This is a genomic window from Burkholderia sp. Bp9016, from assembly GCF_003857765.1.
Classification (GTDB): Bacteria; Pseudomonadota; Gammaproteobacteria; order Burkholderiales; family Burkholderiaceae; genus Burkholderia.
On the sequence record NZ_QTPY01000013.1, the window covers coordinates 113,203 to 136,221 of the forward strand.

Consider the following 23,019-nt stretch of genomic DNA (forward strand, 5'->3'; position numbering starts at 1 on the left):
CGATCCTGCGCCCCGCTACGCTGGAAACATCTCGATTTCGGGGCATTCTCCATGCTCAAGCTGCTGGTTCCGGTCGGTCACTCACCCCGCTCGCTTCAGGCGGTCCGCCATGCGACGTTCCTGTACCGCGAACGCTGCGCGTCGGAGATCGTGCTGATCAACGTACAGGCCCCGCTCGAGGCGACGCGGCTCGAGGCCTTTCACCCGCTGTCGCGGCTGCGCTCGATCGAGGAGAAATTCGCGTGCGACGATCTGGCGATGGCCGAGCAGATTCTGCGGGAAGCCGGCGTGCGCTACAGCGTCGTGAAGAAGGTCGGGCCGGTGGCCGATACGATCGCGACCGTTGCGGCCGAAACCGGATGCGACGAAATCGTCGTCGTCGCACCGCGGCACGATCCCCTTCACTCGCTGCTGTCGATGTTCGGGCGCAGCATGATGGCGCGGCTCGTGCGGATCTCGAATGTGCCGGTGACCGCGGTGCAATAAGCGGTGCGCCCGCTTCGCGTCGCGGGTTTCGTCGCGGCGCGCACTGCGCGGCATCGCGACTGAAACGCTGCCGAAGCGCCGATGTGCCGGCCCGAACGGACACGGGATCGAAGCGCGCAACAGCAGGGCGATTCCTGTCGCGCGGCGCTTACTTGATGACCTTGCGCCAGAACACCAGATAGGTCGCTGCGGACGACGCCACCAGCAGAATTGCCCACATCGGCGCCAGACTGATCAACACGGAAGACACGTCAAGCATTTGGATTCCTCACTATTTCGATAGCGATGTTCAATACGTAGCGGCTTCGCCAGGAACCGATGTGCTCATCGCTCGCCGCCCATCGCGCTCCGTCAAAACATGTATTCATGCTATCGCTTTGAACGGCAGCTCGACCGTCGCGCCCCGTCCGTACTCTGATATTCGTCAAATTCGCGTCAATCGCGCGCCTGCTACGCCGCCTCCCCCCTGTTTTTCCCGGCTGGAACGCAACAAAATGGGACACGATCCCCGCTGACGGTCAGCGTTTCAGCAGACGTTTACCGGGGGGAACCCCCAAGTGTTTCTTCGAACCGGTCCGCGTTACGCTTGAGCGACTAGGAGACGAACCATGAGACGAACCGTACACGTCGTTTTTTTCGCGCTGCTGGTTTATCTGATCGGCGACCGTGCAATGCTGCACGCGCAAGGCCGCGACGCGAGCCCGCTGGCGTGCACGCAGGCTGCCGAACAGATCAAGTACGACGCGCTCAGCCGAGGCTTCGGCAACGCGGCGGCCGGCAGCCAGAGCGAAGCCTTCATGTCCGGTTGCCTGGTGACCGGACGCGGTGCGCCGGATGTCGCGATGGCGTCCCGCTGACGCAGAGCAACAACCGAGTCGGTTGCGCTCGCATCGAACGGGTTAATCGAAGCCGGTCGCAGTCAGCGCGCGTCGTCGTTTTCCCGTTGTGCACCGCCGCAACCATTGACATGCGGGTAGCGGCAGCGCGCCGTCGAATCGGCCCGAATGCCGGCACGTGAGCGGCCACCGCAGTACGTCGGGCATGCGCTCGTTATAGCGCCGGGTGTGTGTCTCCCGGCAACGTCCGTCGCGGCCCGGCACTTGGGCCGACGTCGTTCGCGTGCGCGCTGCGCACGCCCCCTCTCCTGCACCCTCTGCTTCCACACGTGCTGAACAAGTCTGCTTTCCGTAACAGTTCTCGCCCGCTCACCCCGCCTCCGGACGAATCACCAGCTCGTTGAATCCGGTGCCCGCATCGGGCTCGCGGGAGAAACGATGTGCGGGCAACAGCACGAGCAGTATCTCGGCAGTCGTGCGGACCACGCACCCGCTCGAGACGTGCCCGCCCGATACGCGACCTTGCGCATCCGACACCGACATATGCAGGTGTGCACCGTCCGGCGATACCGAACCGGCGAGCGTCAGGATCTCGAGGTCGCCGCGCAGTTCGGTTGGCGCGTCCACGCCGGCAAAACGCAACTGCGCGACGTTCAGGCTGCCGATGCCCTGGATGACGAAGGCCGCGTGCGCGTCGAGCCCGCGCAACGCATGCTCGATCGACGCGCGCAGATCGTCGCCGGTGGAAAGACGCAGAGGATGGGCTTGCATGGTCGGTAACGTGCTCGCGGTTCCGGGTTTCAACCAAGAGTACGTTTGGCCATGCGATCCGGCAAGACACTGGTCAGAAGGAATCCCTCCGCGTCACACCGTGAACCGCTCGCTCGCGAACTGCGCATCCGGCACGCCGGCCCCGACCGCGACTTCCATCGCCCTCTCCGCCAGCGGCGGCGGCCTGCGCACGTAGATATCCGGCAGCACCGAACCCTGCGCGAGCGCCGCGCGCAACGCCTCGACCAGTGTGCCGCGAAAACCGGCCCAATCCGCCCCCGCCCATCGGCACGCGCACGATCAGCGGATCGCCCGGCCGCGCGTGCTCGCGCAGATAGGTCGAGAACCGGCCGTCCGGCCGCAGCCGGATCAGGAATTCGAGGCACCCGTCCCAGTTGCGCGTGTTGGCCAGTGCCGGCCGTCTGTTCGGGCAATGCGTGCAGATCGCCAAGCTCGTGGCCCGACACGAGGATCGCCTTGCCCGCCACCGGCGTCACATGCACGGCGCTCGGCTGCTGCGCGACGAAGCGCCCGGTGTTCGCGCTGCCAAGCAGTTCCATCACCGTCATGGTTAATCGGAGCGGATCCGTTCCGGATGTACCGGATGCAGCGGAAATTTCCTGGCCATCGTTCGTCGTCTTCCCGGTATCGTCATGCACGCTACCGTTCGACGCCAGTCCACCGCGCAACGGCACCGATGCGACATTCGTTCGCACCGCACACGCCGCGTTGACCAGGGCACGCCCCCGGCTCTGGAAAATTCATGCATGGGGCTGACCCTAGGCATGCGGACGCGATTCGTCTAGTCTGCACGATCTTGCGCGGCACGCGCCGGCCACCCGAACACGATCCGATGACTCCCATTCCGAACCGACCATCCCGCCTGCGCGGCGGCCTGCTTGGCCTGCTGATCGGCGACGCGCTGGGCGTCCCGTATGAATTCCACGCCGCGTCGGCACTCCCCTCCCCCGCCGCGATCGACATGACGCCGCCACCGGGCTTTGCGCGCACGCACGCCGGCGTGCCGCCCGGCACCTGGAGCGACGACGGCGCGCAGGCGCTCGCATTGCTCGATGCGCTGTCGCACGACCGCGGCCTGAATCTCGACACCTTCGCCGGCAACCTGCAGGACTGGCTTCATCGCGGCGCGTTCACGCCGGACGGCCGCGTGTTCGACGTCGGCCTGCAGACGCAGCGTGCGCTTCACGCACTGGCAGCCGGCACCACCTCGGCCGCGGCCGGCCCCGCCGATGAGCGCGACAACGGCAACGGATCGCTGATGCGCTGCTTTCCGGTCGTCATGGTCGCCGCGTCACGCGACGAAGCGATCCGGCTTGCGCGCAAGCAGAGCGTCGTCACGCACGCGCATCCGCGCTCGCAGCTGTGCTGCGCGCTGTATGCGTTGACGGCACTCGGAATCGTCGACGGCCAGCCCGCGCCCGATGCGGTACGCACGGCGGAAGACGAACTCCTGACGCGCTACGAAGGCACGGTCGACGCGTTCGAACTGAAGGTCGTGCTCGACGGCCGCTTCGATGCACCGCAAGGCTCGGGCTACGTGGTCGACAGCTTCTGGTCGGCTATCCATTGCCTGTTGTCGACGGACAGCTACGAAGACTGCGTGAAGCGAGCGATCGCGCTCGGCAACGACACCGACACGACCGCGGCGATCGCGGGCAGCCTCGCCGGCGCACTGCATGGCGAGCAGGCGCTGCCGGACCGATGGGTCACGATGCTGCGTGGAAGGGACATGGTCGAGGGCTGGCTCACGCAAGCATGAACGTGTGGCAGCACCCCGGCCGAGTGTCGAATCGAACCCGGCGGCCGCAGATTCGCGAAGTCCGCGATCGCCGGATCAATACCGCGTGCCCGGCCACGTTATCCGCGCGGATCGCTCGCGAGCAACCCGTACAGCGCGCTGTCCGACACCTCGTCGCCGACGATCCAGCGTTCGCGCAGCACGCCTTCCCTGACGAATCCGAGCTTTTCGAGCAGCCCGGCCGATGCGACGTTGCGCGGATCGATGTCGGCTTCGATGCGATTCAGGCGCAGCGTGCCGAACGCGTGCTCGAGCACGGCCGCTGCCGCCTCGCGCATATATCCGCCGCGCCAGTACCGACGACGCAGGCTGAAGCCGATCTCGGCACGCCGGCATTGCTCATGCGCATGAAACAGCACGCATTCGCCAAGCACATCGCCGGTGTCGCGCGCTTCGAGTACGCAAACCAGATCCTGGCCGCTGGCGGTCGTAGTCAGATTGCGCGCGACGCGCTCGGCAGCCTGTGCCGGATCGGTGAGCGGTGCAAACGAGAAATAGCGCATGGCTTCCATATCCGACCAGATGTCGAAGAATGCATGCGCATCCGTTTCGCGAAGCGGGCGCAGGACGAGGCGGGAAGTATGCAGCGTGACGGGCTGGAACAAGGGCATGGCGACGGCCGGCGAAAAAAACGGGACCGCGAATTAGAACATGCAAGCCGCACGTGCACGCTGCCCGGCGCGTTCGATCCGCGCCAATGCAAAAAGGCCCGGACATCGTCCGGGCCTTCCCTGTCGACCGTTGCTGCCAGCCGCGCTTACGCTTCCAGCGCTTCGAGCACCTTGCCCTTCGTCTCGATCCCGACGAAGTGCACGGTCACCGCCGCGATCAGCGGGACGATGCCGATCAGGTAGAACGCCGGCGCGAGATTGCCGCCGACGATCGCGTGCGGCACGATCATCGGCGCCGCGAACGACGCAACCTTCAGCCACGCGCTGCCGAGCCCGCAGCCCGACGCGCGGATGCTCGTCGGATATTGTTCCGGCGTATAGACGTACGCGGTGATGAAGCCCGACGCCATCAGCCCGAGCGACAGCGAGCAGAAGATCGCGACGACGTACACCGACGAGGCGTGATAGATGCCCGCCAACGCCAGCGACAACGCACACAACACGAACGACCACACGATCACCGGCTTGCGGCCGAGCTTGTCGACCAGCAGCGCGGACGCGAGCGAACCGAACACGCCCATCACCGAGCCGATCACCGCGAGGTTCAGCGCGAGTTGCAGCGGCGCGTGATAGAAGTTCTTGTAGATCGTCGGCAGCCACGTGGACAGCCCGTACTGGATGAACCCGCAGGTCGCCCACAGCGTCGCCACCGCGAGCGTGCGCTTGCGATACGCGGCGCTGAACAGGTCACTCATGCGGCGCTTCGGGTGCTGGCGCACCATCTCGTCGAACGCGGCCGCCTGCGTGACGGGCGGCAGTTCGCCGCGCACCGCCGATTCGAACACGCCCACCGCACGCCCGGCTTCCGCGAGCCGCCCGCGCGACGCGAGCCAGCGCGGCGATTCCGGCACGAGATGCGTGAGCAGCAGCGCGAGGATCAGCGGCAACCCGCCGACGAAGTACATGATCTCCCAGCCGAACCTCGGCACGAGCCATGCGCCGAGCGCCATCGATACCAGCAGGCCGATCGGGAACACGATTTCGTACAGCAGCACGAAACGGCCACGGCCGTGCGCGCGCGTGATTTCGTTGATGTACGTTGCCGCCACCGGCAACTCGCCGCCGAGACCGAGCCCCTGCAGGATCCGCAGCAGCACGAATATCTCGAACGTCGGCGCGAAGCCGCACGCGATGCTGGTGACGCCGATCACGGCCGAGCTCCATGCAATCGCCTTCACGCGGCCGTGCTTCTCCGCCAGCGCGGGAAACAGGAATGCGCCGATCAGCTGGCCGATCGCGCCGGACGCGATCAACATGCCGATCTGCGTCGGCGACAGCCCCCATTTGTGAATCAGCAGCGGCAGCGTCGCCGCGATCGTGATCACGTCGAAGCCGTCGAAGAACGTCGCGGTGCCGATCAGCACGCGCGCGCGGATCTGCATCGAGTTGGCCGGAAGCCGCTCGAGCCGCGCGATGATCGCGCCGGGCGTGGAGGCGGCGGCTTCCATCGTGGCCCTGCCGGCCACGACGTTGTCGAAAGTGCTCATGCGGGGTGTCTCCTGGATCTTTTTACCGGGTTGGCCGGTCAGGCAAGCGCTTGGGTCGTGTCTGCCAGGGCTTCCGTATCCACTGCCCGGCCCTGGTTCATCCACTTGCGCGCGAGCTTGAGCTCGCGTGCGTTGTTGACGGCGATGACACCTCTCACGTGCCCTTCACCAACGAAAAACAGCGTCGCGCGTCGCGCGCCGAGATCGCCGCGCACGACGACCTGTGCGTCGGCCGGCAGATCGCCGAGGATCTGTAGATTCACGTCGTACTGATCGGACCAGAACCACGGAATCTCCGCATACGGCGCACGCACGCCAAGCACGGCCTTCGCCGCCGCGATCGCCTGGTTCTGCGCGTTCGCCCACGATTCAAGCCGCACGCGCCGCTTCAGCCAGCCGTTGTGATGGTTCGCCACGTCGCCGCACGCGAAGATCGCCGGATCGCTGGTCGCACCGAATTCGTCGACGACGATGCCGTCGTCGATCGCCAGGCCCGCATCGCTCGCGAGCGTCGCGTTCAGCGCGAGGCCGATGCCGGCCACCGCGAAATCGGCGTCGATCGTCGTGCCGTCGGCGAGCGTGGCGCGGACCTTCGACGCGTCGCCCGGCTGCGCGTCGAGCGACGCGAGCGCCGCGCCGACCCGCACGTCGACGCCGTTCGCGCGATGCAGGTCGAGCAGGAAGTCCGACACGATCTGCGGCACCGAACGCCCGCACAGACGCGGCGCGCCTTCGACGACGACCGCGTCGACGCCGAGCTTGCGCGCGGTGGCCGCGACTTCGAGACCGATCCAGCCGCCGCCGATCACCAGCACGCGCCGGCTCGCACGCAGCTTCTCGCCGAGTGCGGCCGCTTCGTCAAGCGTGCGCAGGTAATGCAGGTTCGGCGTGTTGACGATCGCATCGGGCAAACGACGCGAGGTGCCGCCGGTCGCGATCACGAGCCGGTCATATTCGATCTCGCGGCCGCTTTCGGTCTTCACCACGCGGCGCGCGCGGTCGATCGACGCCGCACGCTCCGGCTGCCATGCGTCGACGTTCAGTGCGTCGAATTCGTCCGGACGCACCACGCGCACCGTTTCGATGTCGGCGTCGCCGGCCAGTACGGCCTTCGACAGCGGCGGACGCTCGTACGGCAGGTGCGGCTCGTCGGCGATCATCACGAGACGGCCCGCGAACCCTTCCGCGCGCAGCGTCTTCAGCACCCAGCCGGCCGCCTGGCCGCCGCCGATCACGACGACGGTGCCGGGCGCGGCCGGCGCCTGCGTGTTCGCTTCGGTCATGATTTGCGCTCCGTCATGAACTTGCCTTCCGGCGCCTTCGCGTTCTTCTGCCGGCGCGTGTTGCCGTCGAGACCGCCGTCGACGGCCCATTCGGCGAACACGGTCGGGCCCGGTTCGAATTCGCGCGGCTGCCATTCGGGCGTCAGCACGTCTTCGTCCGCGTAGTACTCGATCAGCGCGCCGGCCGGATTCTGGAAGTACCAGAAGTACGCGGACGACACCGGGTGACGACCCGGGCCGAGCTGCGTTTCCCAGCCGCAGCGGTCGATGTGCATGCCGCCGCCGAACACTTCGTGGATGTCGCGCACGGTGAACGCGACATGGTTCAGGCCGCGCTTGCCGTTGGGCAGCGCGAGCAGGAACAGGTCGTGATGGCCGCCGTGCGGCGCGCAGCGCATGAACGCGCCACGGCCCGGGTAACGATCCGACGTCTCGAAGCCGAGCAGCTCGTGATAGAACGTCTCCTGCGCGTCGAGGCAGTTCGTGAAGAACACCACGTGCCCGACCTCGACCGGCTCGGCGCGCGCATAGATCGGGCTTGGCTGGTCGACCCGCGCCGTCTGGCCCCACACGTTCGACGGCGAGCCGGTGATGTCGAGTGCGCGCTTGCGCGTCACTTCGACGCGGATCGCCATGCCGTTCGGATCGATGCAGCCGACCGCATCGTCCTGCGCGTAATAGCCTGGCTGGCCGGCCAGCTTCGTGCGCAGCGCGTCGACGTCCTGCTGCGTCGCGACGCCCCACGTGACTTCACGCAGCGTCGGACCCGCTTCGAATGCAGGCGGCAACGACGGATCATCGCCTTTCACGACCAGCACGGTGCAGCCGTTCATCGTCTCGAAACGGGCGCGCGTGTCGTCGTGCGCGATTTCCTTCAAGCCCCAGTCGGCGAAAAAGCGCCTGCACGTCGCGAGGTCGTCGACCCCGTACGTGATCTGCTCGATACCCAAGATGCTCATTGCGTCATTCCCCTTCGCTCAGTTTGCCCACGGCAGCGGCGCGTCGTTCAAGCCCCAGTAGAGGCTCTTCTGTTGCATGTACTCGCGGATGCCGAGACGCCCTTTCTCGCGGCCCATCCCGCTCTCCTTCCAGCCCGAGAACGGCGTGGAGATCGAGAACAGCTTGTACGTGTTGATCCAGACGGTGCCCGTCTCCAGCGCGCGCGCGGTGCGCCATGCGCGCTTGTAGTCGCGCGTCCAGATGCCGGCGGCAAGACCGAACACGCTGTCGTTCGCCTGCGCGATCAGCGATGCGTCGTCGTCGAACGGCATCGCGACCAGCACCGGCCCGAAGATTTCTTCCTGGCAGATGCGTGCGCTATTCGGCAAGCCTTCGAGAATCGTCGGCTGATAGAAGAAGCCGTTCTCGCGCCCGTCGCCGGACGGCCGCTCGCCGCCGCACAGCAGGCGGCCGCCTTCTTCCAGCCCGAGCGCGACGTAGCGCTCCACCGATTCGCGATGCTTCGCGGTGATCAGCGGACCCATCTGCGTGTCGGGACGCGTCGGGTCGCCCACGCGCAGCTTGCGCGCGCCGGCCACCAGCCGCTGCATGAATGCGTCGTACACCGCGCGGTGCACGAACAGGCGCGAGCCGGCGATGCACGCCTCGCCCGACGAGCTGAAGATCCCGTACAACACGCCGTTCACCGCATGATCGAGATCCGCGTCGTCGAACACGATCGTCGGCGACTTGCCGCCGAGCTCCAGCGACACGGGCATCAGCTTTTCCGCCGCGATGCGCGCGATGCCGCGGCCCACTTCGGTGCCGCCGGTGAACGACACCTTCTTCACGAGCGGATGGCGCACCAGCACGTCGCCGATCACCGAGCCCTTGCCGGGCAGCACGCTCAGCACGCCCTTCGGCACGCCGGCTTCCTCGCAGATGCGGGCCAGCGCGAGCGACACGAGTGGCGTGACTTCGGCCGGCTTGAGCACCACCGCGTTGCCGCCGGCGAGCGCCGGCGCGAGCTTCTGCGCGTCGGAGGCGATCGGCGAGTTCCACGGCGTGATCGCCGCGATCACGCCGATCGGCTCGTGCACGCTCATCGTCAGGTAATCGCCGCGCGACGGCGTCAGTTCTTCGTCGAGTGTTTCCAGGCACGCCGCGAAATAACGAAACGTATTCGCCGCGCTCGCCACCAGCACGCGCGTCTCGCCGATCGGCTTGCCATTGTCGCGGCGCTGCAGGTTCGCGAGCGCCTCGTGACGCTGCATGATCAGGTCGGCGATCCGGTACAGCACCAGCGCACGCTGGTGCGGCTTGAGGCCGGCCCAGTCGGCGCGACGCCACGCGGCGTCGGCGGCCACGACGGCGTCGGCCGCGTCTTCCGCGTTCGCCGTCGACACTTCCATGTTCAGCGACTGGTCGGCCGGATAGATGCTCGCGTAAGGCGCGCCACGGCCGCGCCGCCACTCGCCGCCGATCAGGATGTCGCCGTTGGGTACGAGGCTCGTATCGAAAGGAGTCATGTCACAAGTCCCACAAATCTGTCTCTGCGCAGCCGCCCGCGCCGTGGCGCAGGCGGGCGTTCAATGGCCCGAATGCCGGGTTGGCCTGCCGTCCCGCTCAGATCACGCAGCGGGCCGCGCGATTGCGCAGCGCGCGGATCGCGCTGTACGCGGTCAACGCGGATGTCTTCGGGTTGTCGGGCAACGGCTTGCCGCTCATTTCGAGCGACATCTCGCCGAACGCGCCGCGTGCGGTGATGCGGTGCACGTTGCGCGCGACCGCCGGATCGGCGATCAGGCGCACGCGCGTCGCATCGAGGCCGAGGCCCGCGAGCGCGACGGTCGCCGCTACATTCGCATTCTTCGGATACAGCCGCGCGGCATCGCGCGCGGTGCCTTCGAAGATCACCTTCTCTTCGGTCATCGCGCGCAGGTCGCACAGCGCCTCGGCCGGCGTGCCGAGCCAGCCGAGCGGCGGCTTGCGGCCAACGTACAGCACCTCGTCGAGGCCGCCCTGCTTCGCCGACGCCAGCGCATCGATCCCGCCGATCGCGCCAGACAGCAGCGTGAGCGTCGCGTCGCCTTCGTCGGCGGCCTGCGACAGCACGTCGAGCAGCGCGAGATCGGACAACGCGCCGATCGAAGCGACCGCGCAGTCGGTGCCGGCCTTCAGCAGCGGCACGACGTGATCGACGAGCGCGCTGTGGCCCGCGCATTCGAGCGCGAACTCGGGGCGGCGGGCCAGCGCGTCGACCGACGACACGACCTCCACCGCGCCGCCGAGCGCGTCCTGCACCGCGGCTCGCTGGTGCTCGGGCACGATCACGTGCGCAACCCGCAGCGACGCATCGTGCTCGACCGCGTGATACACCGCGGCGCCGATCGCACCGAAGCCGATCATCGCGACGTCGACGGGCGCATGCCCGTGTCCGTGGCCCGGGTGGCGTCCGTTAAGCATATTGCCGCTCCGACGGCGTTTCTTCCTTCTTGACCGGCGGGCCCGCGAAGTTCGATGCGAACGAGCCGACCGACAGCATGTCGACTTCGACCATCACCGGCCCTTCCTTCGCGATCCCTTCGCGCACGATCGCTTCCGCCTGGTCGAGCGACGTGATCCGGTAGTGCGTGAGGCCGAAGCTCGCGCAGAACTGCGCGAAATCGGGCTGGTGCAGCTGCACGAAGCAGCGGCGGCCGCCATACTGCGCGTCCTGGATGTTGCGGATCACGCCATAGCACTGATCGTTCATCAGCACGATCATCACGTTCGCGTTTTCCTGCACGGCCGTCACCAGTTCGCCGACGTTGACCATCAGGCCGCCATCGCCGACGAGGCACACCGTCTTCGCCGCCGAACCGGCCAGCGCCGCGCCGATGCCCATCTGGATGCCCTGGCCGATGCCGCCGCCCAGCGCATGCACGCCGGCGCGCGGTTCGAAGATCTTCAGCAGGCGGTTGCCCCACGTGCTGTTCGAGATCGTCACGTCGCGCACCCAGTTGTAGTCGCGGCCCACTGCAGCCTGCAGCGTGTCGACGAGCGTCTTGTACGGCCCCAGGCCCTTCGACACGTCCGCGACGGCCTGCTCGCGCGCAGCGGCGAGATCGGCGGCGAATTCCGGATCGACGGACAGGCGGCCTTCGAGGCGGTCGGCCAGCTCGGCCAGCACGCGCTTCGAATCGCCGTGCACGAACAGCTCGTTGCGATAGCCGCGGTTGTCGGCGAGCGCATCGGCGTCGATGCGGAACAGCGGCTGCGGCAGCGCGAGCTTGTACTTCAGCGTCTCGTTGCCGCGCAGGCGCGAGCCGACCACGACGAGGGCGTCGCAGGTCTTGTAGAACGCTTCGACCGACGCATGCACGTTGAACGCGCCGAGCGTCGCCGGGTGATCTTCCGGCAGCACGCCGCGGCCCTGCACGCTCGTCACGACACCGAAGCCGAGCTTCACCAGGCGTTCGACTTCCGCACGCGCATGACGCGCGCCGCCGCCGAGCCACAGCAGCGGACGGCGCTTGGCCGCCAGTGCGTCGGCGAGCTTCGCGACGCGTGCGTCGTCGTGCTCGCGCACCGCGACGTGCGCCGGCGCGAGGTCTTCCGGCCATTCGATTTCGGCAGCCTGGATGTCGATCGGAATCTCGACCGACACGGGGCCCGTCGGCGCGGTCTGCGCGATGCGCACCGCTTCGCGGATCGTCGGCAGCACGGTTTCGACCGTGCGCACGCGGAACGCGGCCTTCGAGATCGCGTCGAGCATCGTCAGCTGGTCGGGCGCTTCGTGGATGTATGCCAGGTCCTGGTCGAGATACGGCGTTTCGATCTGCCCCGTGATGTGCAGCAGCGCAGTGCCGGCCGTCAGCGCTTCGACCATCGCGCCGGCTGCGTTGCCCGCCGCCGTGCCCGTGCTCGTGAACGCGACGCCCAGGCCGCCCGACACGCGGGCCAGGCCGTCGGCCATGTTCACCGCGCCCGCTTCACCGCGCGCGCCGACATAACGGATGTTGCCGCGCGAGTTGATCGCGTCGAGGATCGGCATGTTGTGGATCGAGATGACACCGAATGCGGTTTTGACGTCGCACTGCTCGAGAAAGGCGGCAATCAGCTCGCCAACCGTGGTTTTTTTAGACATGGCGTGCAAAACCTCCAGAAACGTCGATATGGCTGCCCGTCGTATAGGACGACAGATGCGTTGCAAGATAAAAAAGGGCCCAGGCAGCCTCGTCGGGCTTGCCGAAGCGGTTCAGCGGAATGTTCTTCTTGCGGGCGAGCGCGCCCGTCCAGTCTTCCCAGCTTTCGCCGGCCTGCGCCTGCGCTTCGTAGCGGCGGCGCCACTGACCCGACTCGACGATGCCGATCAGGATCGAGTTCACGCGGATGCGCTGCGGCGCCAGTTCCGTCGCGAGCGACTTCACCAGGCTCAGCACACCCGCACGCGCCGACGACGTCGCGACCATGTGCGGTTCGGGCTGCAGCGCGAGCAGCGAGTTCACGCAGGTGATCGACGGTGCGGCCGCGTCGCGCAGCAGCGGCAGGAACGCACGCGTCGGTCGGATGATGCTGAAGTACTTGAGCTCGAGCTCTTCGCGCCACGCGTCGTCGGTCGTGTCGGCGAAGGTCGACACGCGGCCCTGGCCCGCGTTGTTGACCAGCATGTCGGCGCGACCGAAGCGGTCGGACACGGCCTGCGCGAACGCGGCCACGTCGGCTTCGTCGAGCACGTTGCAGCGCACGGCGAACAGTTGCGCACCCGGATATCTTTCGCCGAGCATCGCCTCGGCGCGTGCGAGGCGTTCGCCGTCGCGGCCGCAAATCGCGACCGATGCGCCAGCCTGCAGGAACCGTTCGGCAGTCGCGAGGCCGATGCCGGACGAACCGCCCGTCACCACCGCCACCTGCCCGGTCAGATCGATCTGAATCATCGCAGTCCTAAAGCCTTCAGAAACGTGTGCTCGTCATCCGAGCGGTAATTGAGACGCCGTGACAATTCCGCCGCCGCGCGCTGCACCTTGTCGATCAGCCCGTCGGCGATCAGCGATGCGTCGATCTCCGGGCGCGGCACCGTCACCGTGATGCACGCGACGATCTTCTGCGTGTCGTTGCGCACGGGCGCCGTGACCACCGAGATCCCGCGCTCGAACGACGAATTGCTGACGCCGTAGCCGCGCAGCGCATCCTCGCGGATCACTTCGTACAGCGCGTCGACCGTCTCCGGCGTCGCGCTCGTCATCCGGTTCAGCGTGCCTTCCCGATACAGCGCACGCAGCTCCGTCAGCGACAGGTCGCCCATCAGCACGTGGCCGTGGGTCGTCGCATGCGCGGGCAGCCGCGTGCCGACATTCACGCGAATCGAGCTGAACACCGGCGACAGGCTCTGCGCCTTCGCGACGAACACCACGTCGCGGCCGTCGCGGATCACGATGTGCGTCGTGAAGCCGGTTGCGTCGCGCAGGCTCTCGATCACCGGCAAGCCGAGATCGGTCAGCTCCAGCGAGCTCAGGTATTCGAAGCCGAGCCGCAGCACGGCGATCCCGAGCTTGTAATTGCGATCCTTGTCCGCACGCTCGAGGAAGCCGAGCGATTCGAGCGTCTGCAGCAGCCGGAACACCGTCGTGCGAGGAATGCCGAGGCGCTTCGACAGCTCCGGTGCGCCGAGCACCGGCTCGCGCGGCGAGAATTCGGCGAGGATCCGCAGTCCGCGTTCGAGGCCCGGCACCACGTAGTTGGCCTCGGACTTCGCGTTTTCCGCGTCCTGTTGTTGCAACGGTTCGCTCATTCCAGCCCCCGCTGACGATCGCATTGGCGGCAGAAGCCGTCGATCAGCGACGAATAGACCGCCGGCGCCTCCACGTAACCGGCATGACCGGCCTGCGGAATCACCTGCAGCCCGACGTGCGCGACCGCGGCGATGCGCTCGCATGCAGCCGGCGGCGTGATCGCGTCGTTCGCGCCGACCGCCACCGCCGTGCGGCCGCGAAAGCCGGCGAGATCGGAAGCGAGATCGGCGTTCGCGAGCAGATGCGTGGCCTGTGCATAGCCGGCCGGCACGATGCGCGCCATGTTCCAGCGCACCCATGCACGCGCTTCGTCGCTCGCGAAACCGGACAGCATGTTGCCGCTGCGCTGCTCGGCGAGCCCGGCCGGGCCGAGTTCCTCGAGCATCGCGAGGCGCGCGTCGCGGCGCGTGTCGCGCGTTTGCGCAGGCGCGCTGCCGTAGCCGCCCGCGGGCGAAATCAGCAGCAGGCCGGCGATCCGCGCGGGCACCGCACGGGACAAGCCGCCCGCGACGATCGCGCCGAGCGAATGCCCGACCAGCACGCAGCGTTCGATGCCGAGTGCCTCGAGCCACGCGTTCAGCGACGCCGCGTAGTCGGCAGCCGCCGGCGATGCGCCGTGCACGGGCGTCGATACGCCGTAGCCCGGCGCATCCCACGCAAGCACGCGCCGCGACGCGCCGAGCGTGTCGAGCTGGCGCACCCACGATGCGGCGCCCGAGCCGATCCCGTGCAGCAGCACGACGGGCAACGCGTGGCCCGCATGCTGCGCGCCGGCCTCGCGATAACCGATCGTGCCCGCCGCGCCGGCCTCGCAGCGCTGTTCGGGAAACTGCCCGAGCAGCGTGGCGAACGCCGCGGTGCGGTCGCGTTCACGTTTGTCGATGACACTCATTGCTGGCTCCGCTCCGTCTCAGCGCTTGATCTTCGCGAGCGGCGAATCCGGCGGATACGTCGGCGTGATGGGCTTCGGCGACCCGAGCATCACGCACATCAGCGCATCTTCCTCGCCGATGTTGATTTCCGTGCGATACACGCCCGGCGGCACCGAGATCAGGTCACGCTCGCCGAGGATCGCTTCCCAGGTCTCGCCGTCGCGCTCGCAGATCACCTTCATCTTGCCGCGCAGCACGAAGAAGATTTCCTCGACGTCGATGTGGATGTGGCTCGGGCCGATGTTGCCGGCCGGGATGACCATCGTCGAGAACGTGAAGTTGCCGGCCGGCACCGTGTTGACGTCCTTCGCGACGCCCGTGCCGCCCGTGCCGACGTAGCGCATCTGCGCACGACGGTACTTCGGGTCGTAGTCGGCCTGGAACTTCAGTGCGTCCCAGTCGTAGCGCCGCGTTGCGTAGCGCGCGACGCGTCCTTCCATCCAGTCGCCGAAGCTTGCGTCTTCCGGCTGGTCCCACGACTTGCGTTCGAAATCTGCGTCCGCCATCGTCCTCTCCTTCATTCCGAGTGAAAACTACAATTCAATTCATTACGAAGCCGCCGTTCACCGGCAGCAGCTGGCCCGTTACGAAGCGCGCGCCGTCCGACAGCAGGAACAGCACCGGGCCCGTCACGTCCGCCGGCACCTGCGCACGCGTGAGCGCGCGGCCCTGCATGTAGAACGCGTGGCGTTCGGCCGGCACGTAGGCCGTCGCCTCGACTTCGGTGAGCCCCGGCGCGATCGCGTTGACCGTCACGCCGTGCGCACCGAACTCGCGCGCCTGCGCATGCGTCATCGCGATCACGGCGCCCTTGCTGGCGACGTACGCGAGCAGCTTCGGCGCGCCCCACAGCGCGGTATCCGATGCGAGGTTCACGATCGCGCCGCGGCCCGACTTCGCGAGGTGCGGCAGCGCCGCATTGCTGACGAGCCACACGCCGCGCACGTTCACGTTCATCACGGCATCCCAGGTCGACACGTCGAGTTCCGTCGACAGCTTGCCGCCCGAGTTGGTGATCGCCGCGTTGTTGATCAGCGCGTCGATGCCGCCGAGCGCCGCGGCGCCCAGCGCGACGAACGCATCGATGCTCGCCGGATCGGCCAGGTCGAGCGTGAAGAAATGCGCGGCATGGCCGGCTTCCGTGAGCTGCGCGGCCAGCGCACGGCCCTCTTCGACGAGCACGTCGCCGAACGCGACCTGCGCGCCCGCTTCGACCAGCGCCTTCACGAATGCCGCGCCGAGACCACGCGCGCCGCCCGTCACGAGCACGCGGCGCCCCGGCAGCGACACGACCGGTGCGAACTCAGCCATGTGCCGGCTCCGCCGCGGCGTGCGCCGCGCGGTGCGCGTCGAGCGCGGCCAGGTGTTCCTGCGCGCGCTGGCGCAGCATCCGGCGCACGCGCGTGATGCCGACGTCGTGCTGGTACAGGTATTCGTGATCGCGTGCTTGCGGCGCGAGGCTTTCGAGGACGTAGCGGTCCTGCTCGAGCACGTCCCAGTGCAGGCCCTCGAGGCGGTTGCGGTACATGAAGCGCCACACGTCGCGCTGCCAGCCGCTGACCTTGCGGGTACGCCAGAAATAGACCTGGCAGTTGTCGCCGTCGACCGGCGTCGCGAAGCCGATGATCCCGAAGTTGCCGCCCGGGCCGAACTTCTGCTTGTACGGAATCGCGAGGCGCATCCACAGGCAGCCGGTTTCGCCGAGTTCGACCCAGTCGAAGTTCACGTCGCGCTGGCCGATCTTCTCGAACATCAGGCCCGTTTCCGTCTTGCGCACGCGCATGTCGGCCTGCTTGTCGCCTTCGGCCATCGAATGCGAAGTCGCGTGCAGATACGCACCGTGCATCGGGTCCATCACGTTGTCGATCGCGTACTGGTAATTGCACTTCCAGTTCGACACGCACAGGAAGTGGCCGTACTCGTCGGCTACCAGTTCTTCCGGCAGGTTCAGCGGCGCCGGCTCGCCGTGCGCTTCGTCGCCGAACCACAGGAAGATCGCGCCGGCCTTCTCTTCGACCGGATACGACTTCACGCACTTCGTGCCTTCGAGCGGACAGTTCGACACCGCCGGCACACGGCTGACCGTACCGCCGCCGTCGACTTCGATGCCGTGATACCAGCACGCGATGTTGCCGCCGAGGTTCCAGCCGAGCGACAGGCGCGCGCCGCGGTGCGGGCAGCGATCTTCCAGCGCGTGGACTTTGCCCTCGTGATCGCGCCACAGCACGATCTGCTCGGACAGGCGCGTGAGGCCAACGGGCGCGTTCGACACCTGCCAGCTCGGAGCGACGGGATACCAGTAGTTCTTGATGCCGCGATCGAGGTAGTCGCGGATCGGGTCGTGTTGGACTTCGTATTGTGCGGGGGACGTCATCAGTGTGCTCCGGATGCGGTTGTCGTCGGGTCGGCGGTCACGCGGCAAGCGCGCTCATTCCGCCAGCGAGGCCATTTCGGCGCGGAAACGCTCAGGCGTCCAGACCGTGCCGTCCGGTGCGCGAAAGCCGATGCGGTTCAGGCCCGCGACGACATCGTCCAGTTCGGTCGCGCCGCTCTCGAACACGCGTTCGAGCGCATCGCCGAGATCGTTCTCGTACTGCGTCGGCTCGGCCTTGCGGTTCTGCCACACGCAGTTCTCGACCTGCCCCGGGATTTCGATCTGCCCCTTGCCCGCGACGTTGTTCGGCTGCGGCGCCACCCACGGCTTCAGGAAGGGATTGAAGTTGACGGTCGCTTCTTTCATGTCATTCCACCTTGATCTGGATTTCCTCACCGGCCAGGCGCACCGCGTACTGCTTCAGCGCGCGCCCGCCCGGGCCCTTCAGGCATTCGCCCGTCTTGATGTCGAACACGGCTTCATGCAGCGGGCATTCGACGGTGCCCTCGTCGACGAAGCCCTGCGTCAGCAGCGCGTATGCATGCGGGCACACGTTCTCCAGCGCATACACCTCGTCGCCGACGCGGTAGATCCCGATTTCGACGCCGTCGGTCCGCTTGAACTCGATCGGCGTGTCTTCCGACAGCGCGCCGGCGTGCCCGGCACAAATCCATTGTTCAGACATCTCACACCCTTCCTTCTGATCGACTCTGGGTTTGCCCCGGATTTGTTCCATATCCGGAACAGCAGTTTATGGATGGTGATTATAGGAGTGACTTTCCGCGAGTAAAACAAAAAGCTGCATGCCCTAGGGAAAACACCGACCGCAGGATCGGCGAGCGTCGTCGTGCCCCTGATCGGACGGGGATTTTTGTTTTACAGCAGGGATTTAAGCGTCTTTTTCGGAACGCCAGCCCCCGTGTTGCGCGGTGGCGTCGGATGCATCCGTCCCGATAAATTTATTTTTGATCACATCCACGACGCCCCTATACTTCATTCCATCAGAGGCACACTGTTCCTTATATGGAACACAAAAAATGCCCGCCAGGTGGTGAAGAACGCGTGATGGCCGGCCGTCCCCGCGTCCGCCGTCGCGGCACCTTTCATCAGGTTCGGAGAATCAGGAGATCAAATGGTCAAGCATGCGGTAGCAGCAGCAGTCATCGGAATGGGCGTCATGTCGGGCGCATCGGCGCAGAGCAGCGTGGTGCTGTACGGCAGCCTGGATGCCGGCGTCGCGTACGTGAACAACGTCGGCGGTCACGCAAAATGGGCGATGATCCAGGGCAACACGCAGCCCGACCGATGGGGCCTGAAAGGCAAGGAAGACCTCGGCGGCGGCCTGGCGGCGATCTTCCAGCTCGAAAACGGCTTCTATACGAACAACGGCCAGCTCGCGACCGCGAACACGATCTGGAACCGCGCGGCGTTCGTCGGCCTCAGTTCGGATCGCTACGGCACGCTGACGCTCGGCCGCCAGACGCCGCTGACGTTCGACTATCTCGATCCGCTCAGCACGGCCTACCTCGCGATGAGCTGGTATGCGTTCCACCCGGGCAACATCGACGGGCTCGCCGCGACCGGCAACGTGCCGTACAACAACTCGGTCAAGTACCGTTCGCCGGACTTCGCGGGCTTCTCGGCCGCCGCGACGATGGCGCTCGGCAACACGACGAACTTCTCGACCGGCAAGTCGGTCGGCGTCGCGCTGAACTACGCGAACGGGCCGTTCAAGGCGTCGGCCGTCTACTCGAACGAGCACGACCGCTCGATCCTGATCAGCCAGACGGGCATCGCATCGTTCCAGGGGCAGAACACCGCGAACGGCTACATCGCGAACAAGGTCGAGAACATCGGCGCGGGCGCGTCGTACCGGTTCGGCGACTTCCTGCTGCACGGCCTCTACACGCGCGTGAAGATGCAGTCGAACGGCTACTCCGACACGTTCCAGAGCTACGACGCGGGCGTGAACTACCAGAGCAGCGCGTTCAATACGATCGCGGGCGGCGCGGCAACGACGACGCTGGCCGGCCGCCGCTGGACGCAGGTCGAGCTCGGCGACATCTACGCACTGTCCAAGCGCACGCAGCTCTACGCGAACGTGCTGTACGAACACGGCTCGGGCGGTGCGAATGCATCGTTCTTCACGGCCGGCGTATCGAGCACCGCGAACCAGGTGATCGTGCTGACCGGCATTCACCACTCGTTCTGAACGGTGCCGGATGCCAGGCTCCGCGCCCGGCACCGGAAACGAAAAGAGCAGCCCGCGGGCTGCTCTTTTTCATTGGCTATCGGCGAAGCCGCGCGACCGGTCAGAACATCGCGACGCGGTGGCGCGCATGCGCGAACGTCGGATCGCTTTCGAGCGGCCGATAGTTCAGCCGCTGCGACAGGTCGACCGCGGCACCGCACACCGCTTCGACGAGACGTTCCTTCTCGCCGGCCTCGCCGATTTCCGAGCGCGGCACCGTCGCCGTGATCGCCGCGACGATCCCGCCCGAATGGTCGCGCACGGGCGCGGTCACGGCCGAGATCCCGCTTTCGAACGCGGCCTCGCTGACCGCGTAGCCAAGCCGCGCGTAATGACGCACACGTTCGTACAGCTCGTCGACAGTGCCCGGCGTGCGCTCGGTGAACTGTTCGAGGCGCTTTTCCGGGTAGAGCTGGCGCAGCGCATCGCGCGTGAGGTCGCCCATCAGCACGTGGCCGTGCACGGTCGCATGCGCGGGCAGTCGCGTGCCGACGTGCACCTTCACCGAACCGAACATCGACGTGTTGCTCTGCGCCTTCGCGACGAACACGACATCGCGCTGGTCGCGGATCAGCAGGTGCGTCGACAGGCCCGTCGCGTCGCGCAGCCGTTCGAGCACGGGGGCGCCGAGATCGGTCAGTTCGAGCGAATTCAGGTATTCGAAGCCGAGCCGCAGCACGCCGACGCCGAGCCGGAAGTAGCGATCGCCGTTCACGCGCTCGAGAAAGCCGAGCGCTTCGAGCGTCTGCAGCAGGCGGAAGGTCGTCGTGCGCGGGATGCCGATGCGCTTCGACAGTTCGGGCGCGCCGAGCACCGGCTCGCGCGCGGAGAATTCCGCGAGGATCCGCAGCCCGCGTTCAAGCCCCGGCACCAGATACGACGACCCGCCCCCGGACGATTCGTCGTCACCCGCGGCCTGCTTCGACGCGTCGTGGCTGGCGTCGTGGCTGGCGTCGTCGCTGGCTGTCGCGCGCGGCGCGCTGGCCGGCTTCGCCGGCGGTTTCGGTGCACCGCTCATCGTTGAATTGACCCTGCGCACATGGACGGAATGGAAGCGTTCACGAAAGCCCCGCAATGCTTGATTATGGATTTTCGACCGGACCGGATCAACACGATCCGGCGCGGGCGGCCGACGGCCCGGCGCATCCGACCGGCCAGCCGGACTGTCATATAGCCTGATGCGATCGGAAGAATAACAGCGATAGACGGGGCTGCCCATCGGAACGTCGCCGGGGGGACGGCGGTCTGCGGCAATGCGCGACGCACATTCCGCCGATACGCGTGCATCCGGTGCGGGATAGCGCATCGCGTAGCGGCGGTCGATGCACGGGCAGAAAACGAGCGGGAAAACGTGGAGAACCGTGGAGAAACGAACGGCCGCGCCGATCCGCGAGCGGGATCGGCGCGCGACGGCGTCAGGCCGTTACGGCGTCGTCATATTCGGCGCGGGCGAGCCGGCCGGCGGCGTATGCCTCCGCTTCGCCGCGGAAGCCGTCCGTGCTGAATGCGACGACTTTTACACCGACGCCGGACGCACGTGTCACCGTCAGCGCCCATTGCCATCCACCGTCTTGTTCGAAGACGTGCAGCGAGGGTTCGAGGGATGAGTCCAGTACGGTCACGGGTTGTGCTCCTGCCCTGCGCGTCGCATCGGCGGCGCTCGGGCATGTCAAAAAGATGCGCCGGCTTGCGGCGCGTTTCAGCCATTCGCTAGTCTAGTCAATAAATGTTGCGACGCACCATCAGGGCTTTCACCTGCCTATTGGAACCAGGCGGTCGATCGAAACCACCCGAAACCCATATGCGACAAGCCTCCCGGACACATGGCCGGCGGACGGTGCGCCTCCCGTGCGGCAACGTGCCGCATGGACGCGGCGATTGCATATATTGACCGAAAAACGGGGCATGATCGGACGACCCGACTGAAGCTCGCCTGCCGGCATGGGGCGCAGTTCACCCCGCCGATATCACGCGCCGGAACGTCAGGTTGACACGCTCGCCCTGCACGGCCGGCGCCTTGGGCACGCGGTGCTGCCATTCGGCCTGCGTGCGGCCGCGCATCACCAGCAGGCTGCCGTGCGTCAGCCGGTACGCATGCACGACGCCGGTCGCACGATGGCGCAAGTCGAACACGCGCATCGCGCCGAGGCTCACCGATGCGATCACCGGCGCGTCGCCGAGCTCCGGCTCGTTGTCCGCATGCCAGCCGAGGCCGTCCTGCCCATTGCGATAGCGATTGAGCAATACGCTATTGAAACCCGCGCCGCACGTCGTCTCGACCGCACGCTTCAGGTCTCGAACGGCCGGCGTCCACGGCGCAGGCACGTTGCGGATCCCCGAATACACGTAGACGGCATCGGGCTCGCCCTGCCACGCGGTGAGCCGAGGCAGCGGAATGCGGCCGCGCGGCGTGCGGATCGTGTCCTGCCGCCACACGACTTCGTCGAGCAGCGCGGCCAGCACGCGATCGGCATCGGCCGGCGCGAGCCAGTCCGGGTACCAGTCCACGTCGGGCGTGGGCGTATCGGCAAAGAGATCGGGCGTCGACATGTCGGGATCGGACAGAAAATGAACGGTGCAATCGAACCATGTCTGCATGGTAGCCAACGGCGACGCGCGCCGCCATGCGCTGTCGTTCCGGCGCGTGACACGCTCGCGCGCGCAACGCCAATCGCCGGTCGCGTAGCCGATGCGTTTTCGCGCACCACGCCATCATCGATGGCCTGCCACAGCGCGCCCTTATCCGGGGCGCGACCTTCTTCCGCCATACCCGCCGGCGCGATCCGGCCGAATGCTTCCCGGACCCACCACGACGCTCCCCGATTCCGCCCTCGACCAACTGTTCCTCACGGCGCGCACGCACAACGCGTGGCAGGACAAATCCGTCGACGACGCGCTGCTGCACCGGCTGATCGACCTGACGAAATTCGGCCCGACGTCGGCGAACGCGAGCCCCGCTCGCTTCGTGTTCGTCAAGTCGCCCGAAGCGAAGGCGCGCCTGAAGCCCGCGCTGTCCGAAGGCAATCTCGCGAAGACGATGGCCGTGATCGTCGCCGTGATCGTCGGCATGGACTTCGCGTTCCACGAGCACCTGCCGCGCCTGTTCCCGCACGCCGACGCGCGCAGCTGGTTCGCCGGCAACGACGCGCTGATCGAAGCCACCGCATTCCGCAATTCATTGCTGCGGGGCGCATACCTAATCGTCGCCGCGCGTGCGCTCGGCCTCGATGCGGGCCCGATGTCGGGCTTCGACGCCGCGAAGGTCGATGCCGAATTCTTCGCGGGCACCTCGATCCCCACCAACTTCCTCGTGAATCCGGGCTACGGCGACCCCGCGGGCCTGTTCCCGCGTAGCCCGCGCGTCGATTTCGACGATATCGCGCGCATCGTCTGACG

The 23,019-nt window shown here is 67.0% G+C and carries 25 protein-coding genes and 1 pseudogene; 5 read left to right on the forward strand and 21 right to left on the reverse strand.

The window, feature by feature from the left end; genetic code table 11:
• Window positions 1-51 precede the first annotated feature (51 nt).
• The gene (locus DIE13_RS17570) at window positions 52-486 is read left to right on the forward strand and encodes a universal stress protein (protein WP_124828352.1); all 435 of its coding nucleotides are present in this window, start codon (window positions 52-54) and stop codon (window positions 484-486) included.
• 608 nt (window positions 487-1,094) lie between these two features.
• Window positions 1,095-1,343: an adhesin gene (locus DIE13_RS17575; RefSeq protein WP_124828353.1), complete on the forward strand. Its 249-nt coding sequence runs from the start codon at window positions 1,095-1,097 to the stop codon at window positions 1,341-1,343.
• Window positions 1,344-1,691: 348 nt separating this feature from the next.
• Here DIE13_RS17575 and DIE13_RS17580 read toward each other — a convergent pair whose 3' ends face one another.
• From DIE13_RS17580 to DIE13_RS17590, 3 genes and pseudogenes are all read right to left on the reverse strand, one after another.
• Window positions 1,692-2,093 carry a PPC domain-containing DNA-binding protein gene (locus tag DIE13_RS17580; RefSeq protein ID WP_124828354.1) on the reverse strand — a complete coding sequence of 134 codons (402 nt, stop codon included), beginning with the start codon at window positions 2,091-2,093 and terminating at the stop codon, window positions 1,692-1,694.
• Window positions 2,094-2,186: 93 nt separating this feature from the next.
• Window positions 2,187-2,330 carry a hypothetical protein gene (locus DIE13_RS33835; RefSeq protein ID WP_233410117.1) on the reverse strand — a complete coding sequence of 48 codons (144 nt, stop codon included), beginning with the start codon at window positions 2,328-2,330 and terminating at the stop codon, window positions 2,187-2,189.
• A gap of 170 nt (window positions 2,331-2,500) precedes the next feature.
• Window positions 2,501-2,671, reverse strand: a pseudogene (locus DIE13_RS17590) (hydroxylamine reductase); the annotation flags it as partial.
• A 275-nt stretch (window positions 2,672-2,946) separates the two neighbouring features.
• Here DIE13_RS17590 and DIE13_RS17595 point away from each other — a divergent pair.
• Window positions 2,947-3,873 (forward strand): ADP-ribosylglycohydrolase family protein, encoded by a 927-nt coding sequence (locus DIE13_RS17595; protein WP_124828355.1) that lies wholly within the window; start codon window positions 2,947-2,949, stop codon window positions 3,871-3,873.
• A 98-nt stretch (window positions 3,874-3,971) separates the two neighbouring features.
• Here the strand turns inward: DIE13_RS17595 and DIE13_RS17600 are convergent, their stop codons facing one another.
• The 15 genes from DIE13_RS17600 to DIE13_RS17670 form a co-directional block, all read right to left on the reverse strand.
• Window positions 3,972-4,523 (reverse strand): GNAT family N-acetyltransferase, encoded by a 552-nt coding sequence (locus DIE13_RS17600; RefSeq protein WP_124828356.1) that lies wholly within the window; start codon window positions 4,521-4,523, stop codon window positions 3,972-3,974.
• 146 nt (window positions 4,524-4,669) lie between these two features.
• Window positions 4,670-6,070 (reverse strand): MFS transporter, encoded by a 1,401-nt coding sequence (locus DIE13_RS17605; RefSeq protein ID WP_124828357.1) that lies wholly within the window; start codon window positions 6,068-6,070, stop codon window positions 4,670-4,672.
• A 38-nt stretch (window positions 6,071-6,108) separates the two neighbouring features.
• Window positions 6,109-7,353, reverse strand: a complete 1,245-nt coding sequence (locus DIE13_RS17610; RefSeq protein ID WP_124828358.1) for an NAD(P)/FAD-dependent oxidoreductase — start codon at window positions 7,351-7,353, stop codon at window positions 6,109-6,111.
• Entirely contained in the window at window positions 7,350-8,312 is a 963-nt protein-coding gene (locus DIE13_RS17615) for a VOC family protein (protein WP_124828359.1), read from the reverse strand. The genes DIE13_RS17610 and DIE13_RS17615 overlap by 4 nt, the downstream gene beginning before the upstream one ends.
• An 18-nt stretch (window positions 8,313-8,330) precedes the next feature.
• The gene (locus DIE13_RS17620) at window positions 8,331-9,821 is read right to left on the reverse strand and encodes an aldehyde dehydrogenase (RefSeq protein ID WP_124828360.1); all 1,491 of its coding nucleotides are present in this window, start codon (window positions 9,819-9,821) and stop codon (window positions 8,331-8,333) included.
• Window positions 9,822-9,918: 97 nt separating this feature from the next.
• Window positions 9,919-10,758 carry an aspartate dehydrogenase gene (locus tag DIE13_RS17625; RefSeq protein WP_124828361.1) on the reverse strand — a complete coding sequence of 280 codons (840 nt, stop codon included), beginning with the start codon at window positions 10,756-10,758 and terminating at the stop codon, window positions 9,919-9,921.
• On the reverse strand, window positions 10,751-12,421 hold the full coding sequence (locus DIE13_RS17630; protein ID WP_124828362.1) for a thiamine pyrophosphate-binding protein: 1,671 nt from the start codon (window positions 12,419-12,421) through the stop codon (window positions 10,751-10,753). The genes DIE13_RS17625 and DIE13_RS17630 overlap by 8 nt, the downstream gene beginning before the upstream one ends.
• Entirely contained in the window at window positions 12,414-13,211 is a 798-nt protein-coding gene (locus tag DIE13_RS17635; RefSeq protein ID WP_124828363.1) for an SDR family oxidoreductase, read from the reverse strand. The genes DIE13_RS17630 and DIE13_RS17635 overlap by 8 nt, the downstream gene beginning before the upstream one ends.
• Window positions 13,208-14,065, reverse strand: coding sequence for an IclR family transcriptional regulator (locus tag DIE13_RS17640; RefSeq protein ID WP_124828364.1), 858 nt, complete (start codon window positions 14,063-14,065; stop codon window positions 13,208-13,210). Before DIE13_RS17640 ends, DIE13_RS17635 begins: the two co-directional genes overlap by 4 nt.
• The gene (locus tag DIE13_RS17645) at window positions 14,062-14,958 is read right to left on the reverse strand and encodes an alpha/beta fold hydrolase (protein ID WP_124828365.1); all 897 of its coding nucleotides are present in this window, start codon (window positions 14,956-14,958) and stop codon (window positions 14,062-14,064) included. The genes DIE13_RS17640 and DIE13_RS17645 overlap by 4 nt, the downstream gene beginning before the upstream one ends.
• An 18-nt stretch (window positions 14,959-14,976) precedes the next feature.
• A complete protein-coding gene (locus DIE13_RS17650; RefSeq protein WP_124828366.1) occupies window positions 14,977-15,504 on the reverse strand; it encodes a cupin domain-containing protein in 528 nt (175 codons plus the stop codon).
• 34 nt (window positions 15,505-15,538) lie between these two features.
• Window positions 15,539-16,309: an SDR family oxidoreductase gene (locus tag DIE13_RS17655; RefSeq protein WP_124828367.1), complete on the reverse strand. Its 771-nt coding sequence runs from the start codon at window positions 16,307-16,309 to the stop codon at window positions 15,539-15,541.
• Window positions 16,302-17,372: an aromatic ring-hydroxylating dioxygenase subunit alpha gene (locus DIE13_RS17660; protein WP_124828368.1), complete on the reverse strand. Its 1,071-nt coding sequence runs from the start codon at window positions 17,370-17,372 to the stop codon at window positions 16,302-16,304. The genes DIE13_RS17655 and DIE13_RS17660 overlap by 8 nt, the downstream gene beginning before the upstream one ends.
• A 54-nt stretch (window positions 17,373-17,426) precedes the next feature.
• Window positions 17,427-17,738, reverse strand: a complete 312-nt coding sequence (locus tag DIE13_RS17665; RefSeq protein WP_124828369.1) for a recombinase-like helix-turn-helix domain-containing protein — start codon at window positions 17,736-17,738, stop codon at window positions 17,427-17,429.
• 1 nt (window position 17,739) lies between these two features.
• The gene (locus DIE13_RS17670) at window positions 17,740-18,057 is read right to left on the reverse strand and encodes a non-heme iron oxygenase ferredoxin subunit (protein ID WP_014898924.1); all 318 of its coding nucleotides are present in this window, start codon (window positions 18,055-18,057) and stop codon (window positions 17,740-17,742) included.
• Window positions 18,058-18,504: 447 nt separating this feature from the next.
• Here DIE13_RS17670 and DIE13_RS17675 point away from each other — a divergent pair, with 447 nt between their 5' ends.
• A complete protein-coding gene (locus tag DIE13_RS17675; RefSeq protein ID WP_124828370.1) occupies window positions 18,505-19,584 on the forward strand; it encodes a porin in 1,080 nt (359 codons plus the stop codon).
• A 100-nt stretch (window positions 19,585-19,684) separates the two neighbouring features.
• Here the strand turns inward: DIE13_RS17675 and DIE13_RS17680 are convergent, their stop codons facing one another.
• The 3 genes from DIE13_RS17680 to DIE13_RS17690 all read right to left on the reverse strand — a co-directional run bounded on the left by DIE13_RS17680 (window position 19,685) and on the right by DIE13_RS17690 (window position 22,173).
• The gene (locus DIE13_RS17680) at window positions 19,685-20,641 is read right to left on the reverse strand and encodes an IclR family transcriptional regulator (RefSeq protein WP_124828371.1); all 957 of its coding nucleotides are present in this window, start codon (window positions 20,639-20,641) and stop codon (window positions 19,685-19,687) included.
• A gap of 397 nt (window positions 20,642-21,038) precedes the next feature.
• Window positions 21,039-21,245, reverse strand: a complete 207-nt coding sequence (locus DIE13_RS17685) for a hypothetical protein (protein WP_124828372.1) — start codon at window positions 21,243-21,245, stop codon at window positions 21,039-21,041.
• A gap of 331 nt (window positions 21,246-21,576) precedes the next feature.
• Window positions 21,577-22,173, reverse strand: a complete 597-nt coding sequence (locus DIE13_RS17690; RefSeq protein ID WP_124828373.1) for an alpha-ketoglutarate-dependent dioxygenase AlkB — start codon at window positions 22,171-22,173, stop codon at window positions 21,577-21,579.
• Between the two features lie 241 nt (window positions 22,174-22,414).
• Here DIE13_RS17690 and DIE13_RS17695 point away from each other — a divergent pair, with 241 nt between their 5' ends.
• Window positions 22,415-23,017 carry a malonic semialdehyde reductase gene (locus DIE13_RS17695; protein ID WP_124828374.1) on the forward strand — a complete coding sequence of 201 codons (603 nt, stop codon included), beginning with the start codon at window positions 22,415-22,417 and terminating at the stop codon, window positions 23,015-23,017.
• The last annotated feature ends 2 nt before the right edge of the window (window positions 23,018-23,019 follow it).

Excerpts from the sequence above, each read along its gene's own strand:
- DIE13_RS17675 (WP_124828370.1), top strand. The coding sequence starts at position 18,505 with ATGGTCAAGCATGCGGTAGCAGCAGCAGTCATCGGAATGGGCGTCATG.
- DIE13_RS17600 (WP_124828356.1), bottom strand. The coding sequence starts at position 4,523 with ATGCCCTTGTTCCAGCCCGTCACGCTGCATACTTCCCGCCTCGTCCTG.
- DIE13_RS17580 (WP_124828354.1), bottom strand. The coding sequence starts at position 2,093 with ATGCAAGCCCATCCTCTGCGTCTTTCCACCGGCGACGATCTGCGCGCG.
- DIE13_RS17630 (WP_124828362.1), bottom strand. The coding sequence starts at position 12,421 with ATGTCTAAAAAAACCACGGTTGGCGAGCTGATTGCCGCCTTTCTCGAG.
- DIE13_RS17640 (WP_124828364.1), bottom strand. The coding sequence starts at position 14,065 with ATGAGCGAACCGTTGCAACAACAGGACGCGGAAAACGCGAAGTCCGAG.
- DIE13_RS17655 (WP_124828367.1), bottom strand. The coding sequence starts at position 16,309 with ATGGCTGAGTTCGCACCGGTCGTGTCGCTGCCGGGGCGCCGCGTGCTC.
- DIE13_RS17650 (WP_124828366.1), bottom strand. The coding sequence starts at position 15,504 with ATGGCGGACGCAGATTTCGAACGCAAGTCGTGGGACCAGCCGGAAGAC.
- DIE13_RS17670 (WP_014898924.1), bottom strand. The coding sequence starts at position 18,057 with ATGTCTGAACAATGGATTTGTGCCGGGCACGCCGGCGCGCTGTCGGAA.
- DIE13_RS17575 (WP_124828353.1), top strand. The coding sequence starts at position 1,095 with ATGAGACGAACCGTACACGTCGTTTTTTTCGCGCTGCTGGTTTATCTG.
- DIE13_RS17680 (WP_124828371.1), bottom strand. The coding sequence starts at position 20,641 with ATGAGCGGTGCACCGAAACCGCCGGCGAAGCCGGCCAGCGCGCCGCGC.
- DIE13_RS17570 (WP_124828352.1), top strand. The coding sequence starts at position 52 with ATGCTCAAGCTGCTGGTTCCGGTCGGTCACTCACCCCGCTCGCTTCAG.
- DIE13_RS17690 (WP_124828373.1), bottom strand. The coding sequence starts at position 22,173 with ATGTCGACGCCCGATCTCTTTGCCGATACGCCCACGCCCGACGTGGAC.
- DIE13_RS17665 (WP_124828369.1), bottom strand. The coding sequence starts at position 17,738 with ATGAAAGAAGCGACCGTCAACTTCAATCCCTTCCTGAAGCCGTGGGTG.
- DIE13_RS17645 (WP_124828365.1), bottom strand. The coding sequence starts at position 14,958 with ATGAGTGTCATCGACAAACGTGAACGCGACCGCACCGCGGCGTTCGCC.
- DIE13_RS17635 (WP_124828363.1), bottom strand. The coding sequence starts at position 13,211 with ATGATTCAGATCGATCTGACCGGGCAGGTGGCGGTGGTGACGGGCGGT.
- DIE13_RS17610 (WP_124828358.1), bottom strand. The coding sequence starts at position 7,353 with ATGACCGAAGCGAACACGCAGGCGCCGGCCGCGCCCGGCACCGTCGTC.
- DIE13_RS17695 (WP_124828374.1), top strand. The coding sequence starts at position 22,415 with ATGCTTCCCGGACCCACCACGACGCTCCCCGATTCCGCCCTCGACCAA.
- DIE13_RS17660 (WP_124828368.1), bottom strand. The coding sequence starts at position 17,372 with ATGACGTCCCCCGCACAATACGAAGTCCAACACGACCCGATCCGCGAC.
- DIE13_RS17605 (WP_124828357.1), bottom strand. The coding sequence starts at position 6,070 with ATGAGCACTTTCGACAACGTCGTGGCCGGCAGGGCCACGATGGAAGCC.
- DIE13_RS17615 (WP_124828359.1), bottom strand. The coding sequence starts at position 8,312 with ATGAGCATCTTGGGTATCGAGCAGATCACGTACGGGGTCGACGACCTC.
- DIE13_RS17595 (WP_124828355.1), top strand. The coding sequence starts at position 2,947 with ATGACTCCCATTCCGAACCGACCATCCCGCCTGCGCGGCGGCCTGCTT.
- DIE13_RS17625 (WP_124828361.1), bottom strand. The coding sequence starts at position 10,758 with ATGCTTAACGGACGCCACCCGGGCCACGGACACGGGCATGCGCCCGTC.
- DIE13_RS17620 (WP_124828360.1), bottom strand. The coding sequence starts at position 9,821 with ATGACTCCTTTCGATACGAGCCTCGTACCCAACGGCGACATCCTGATC.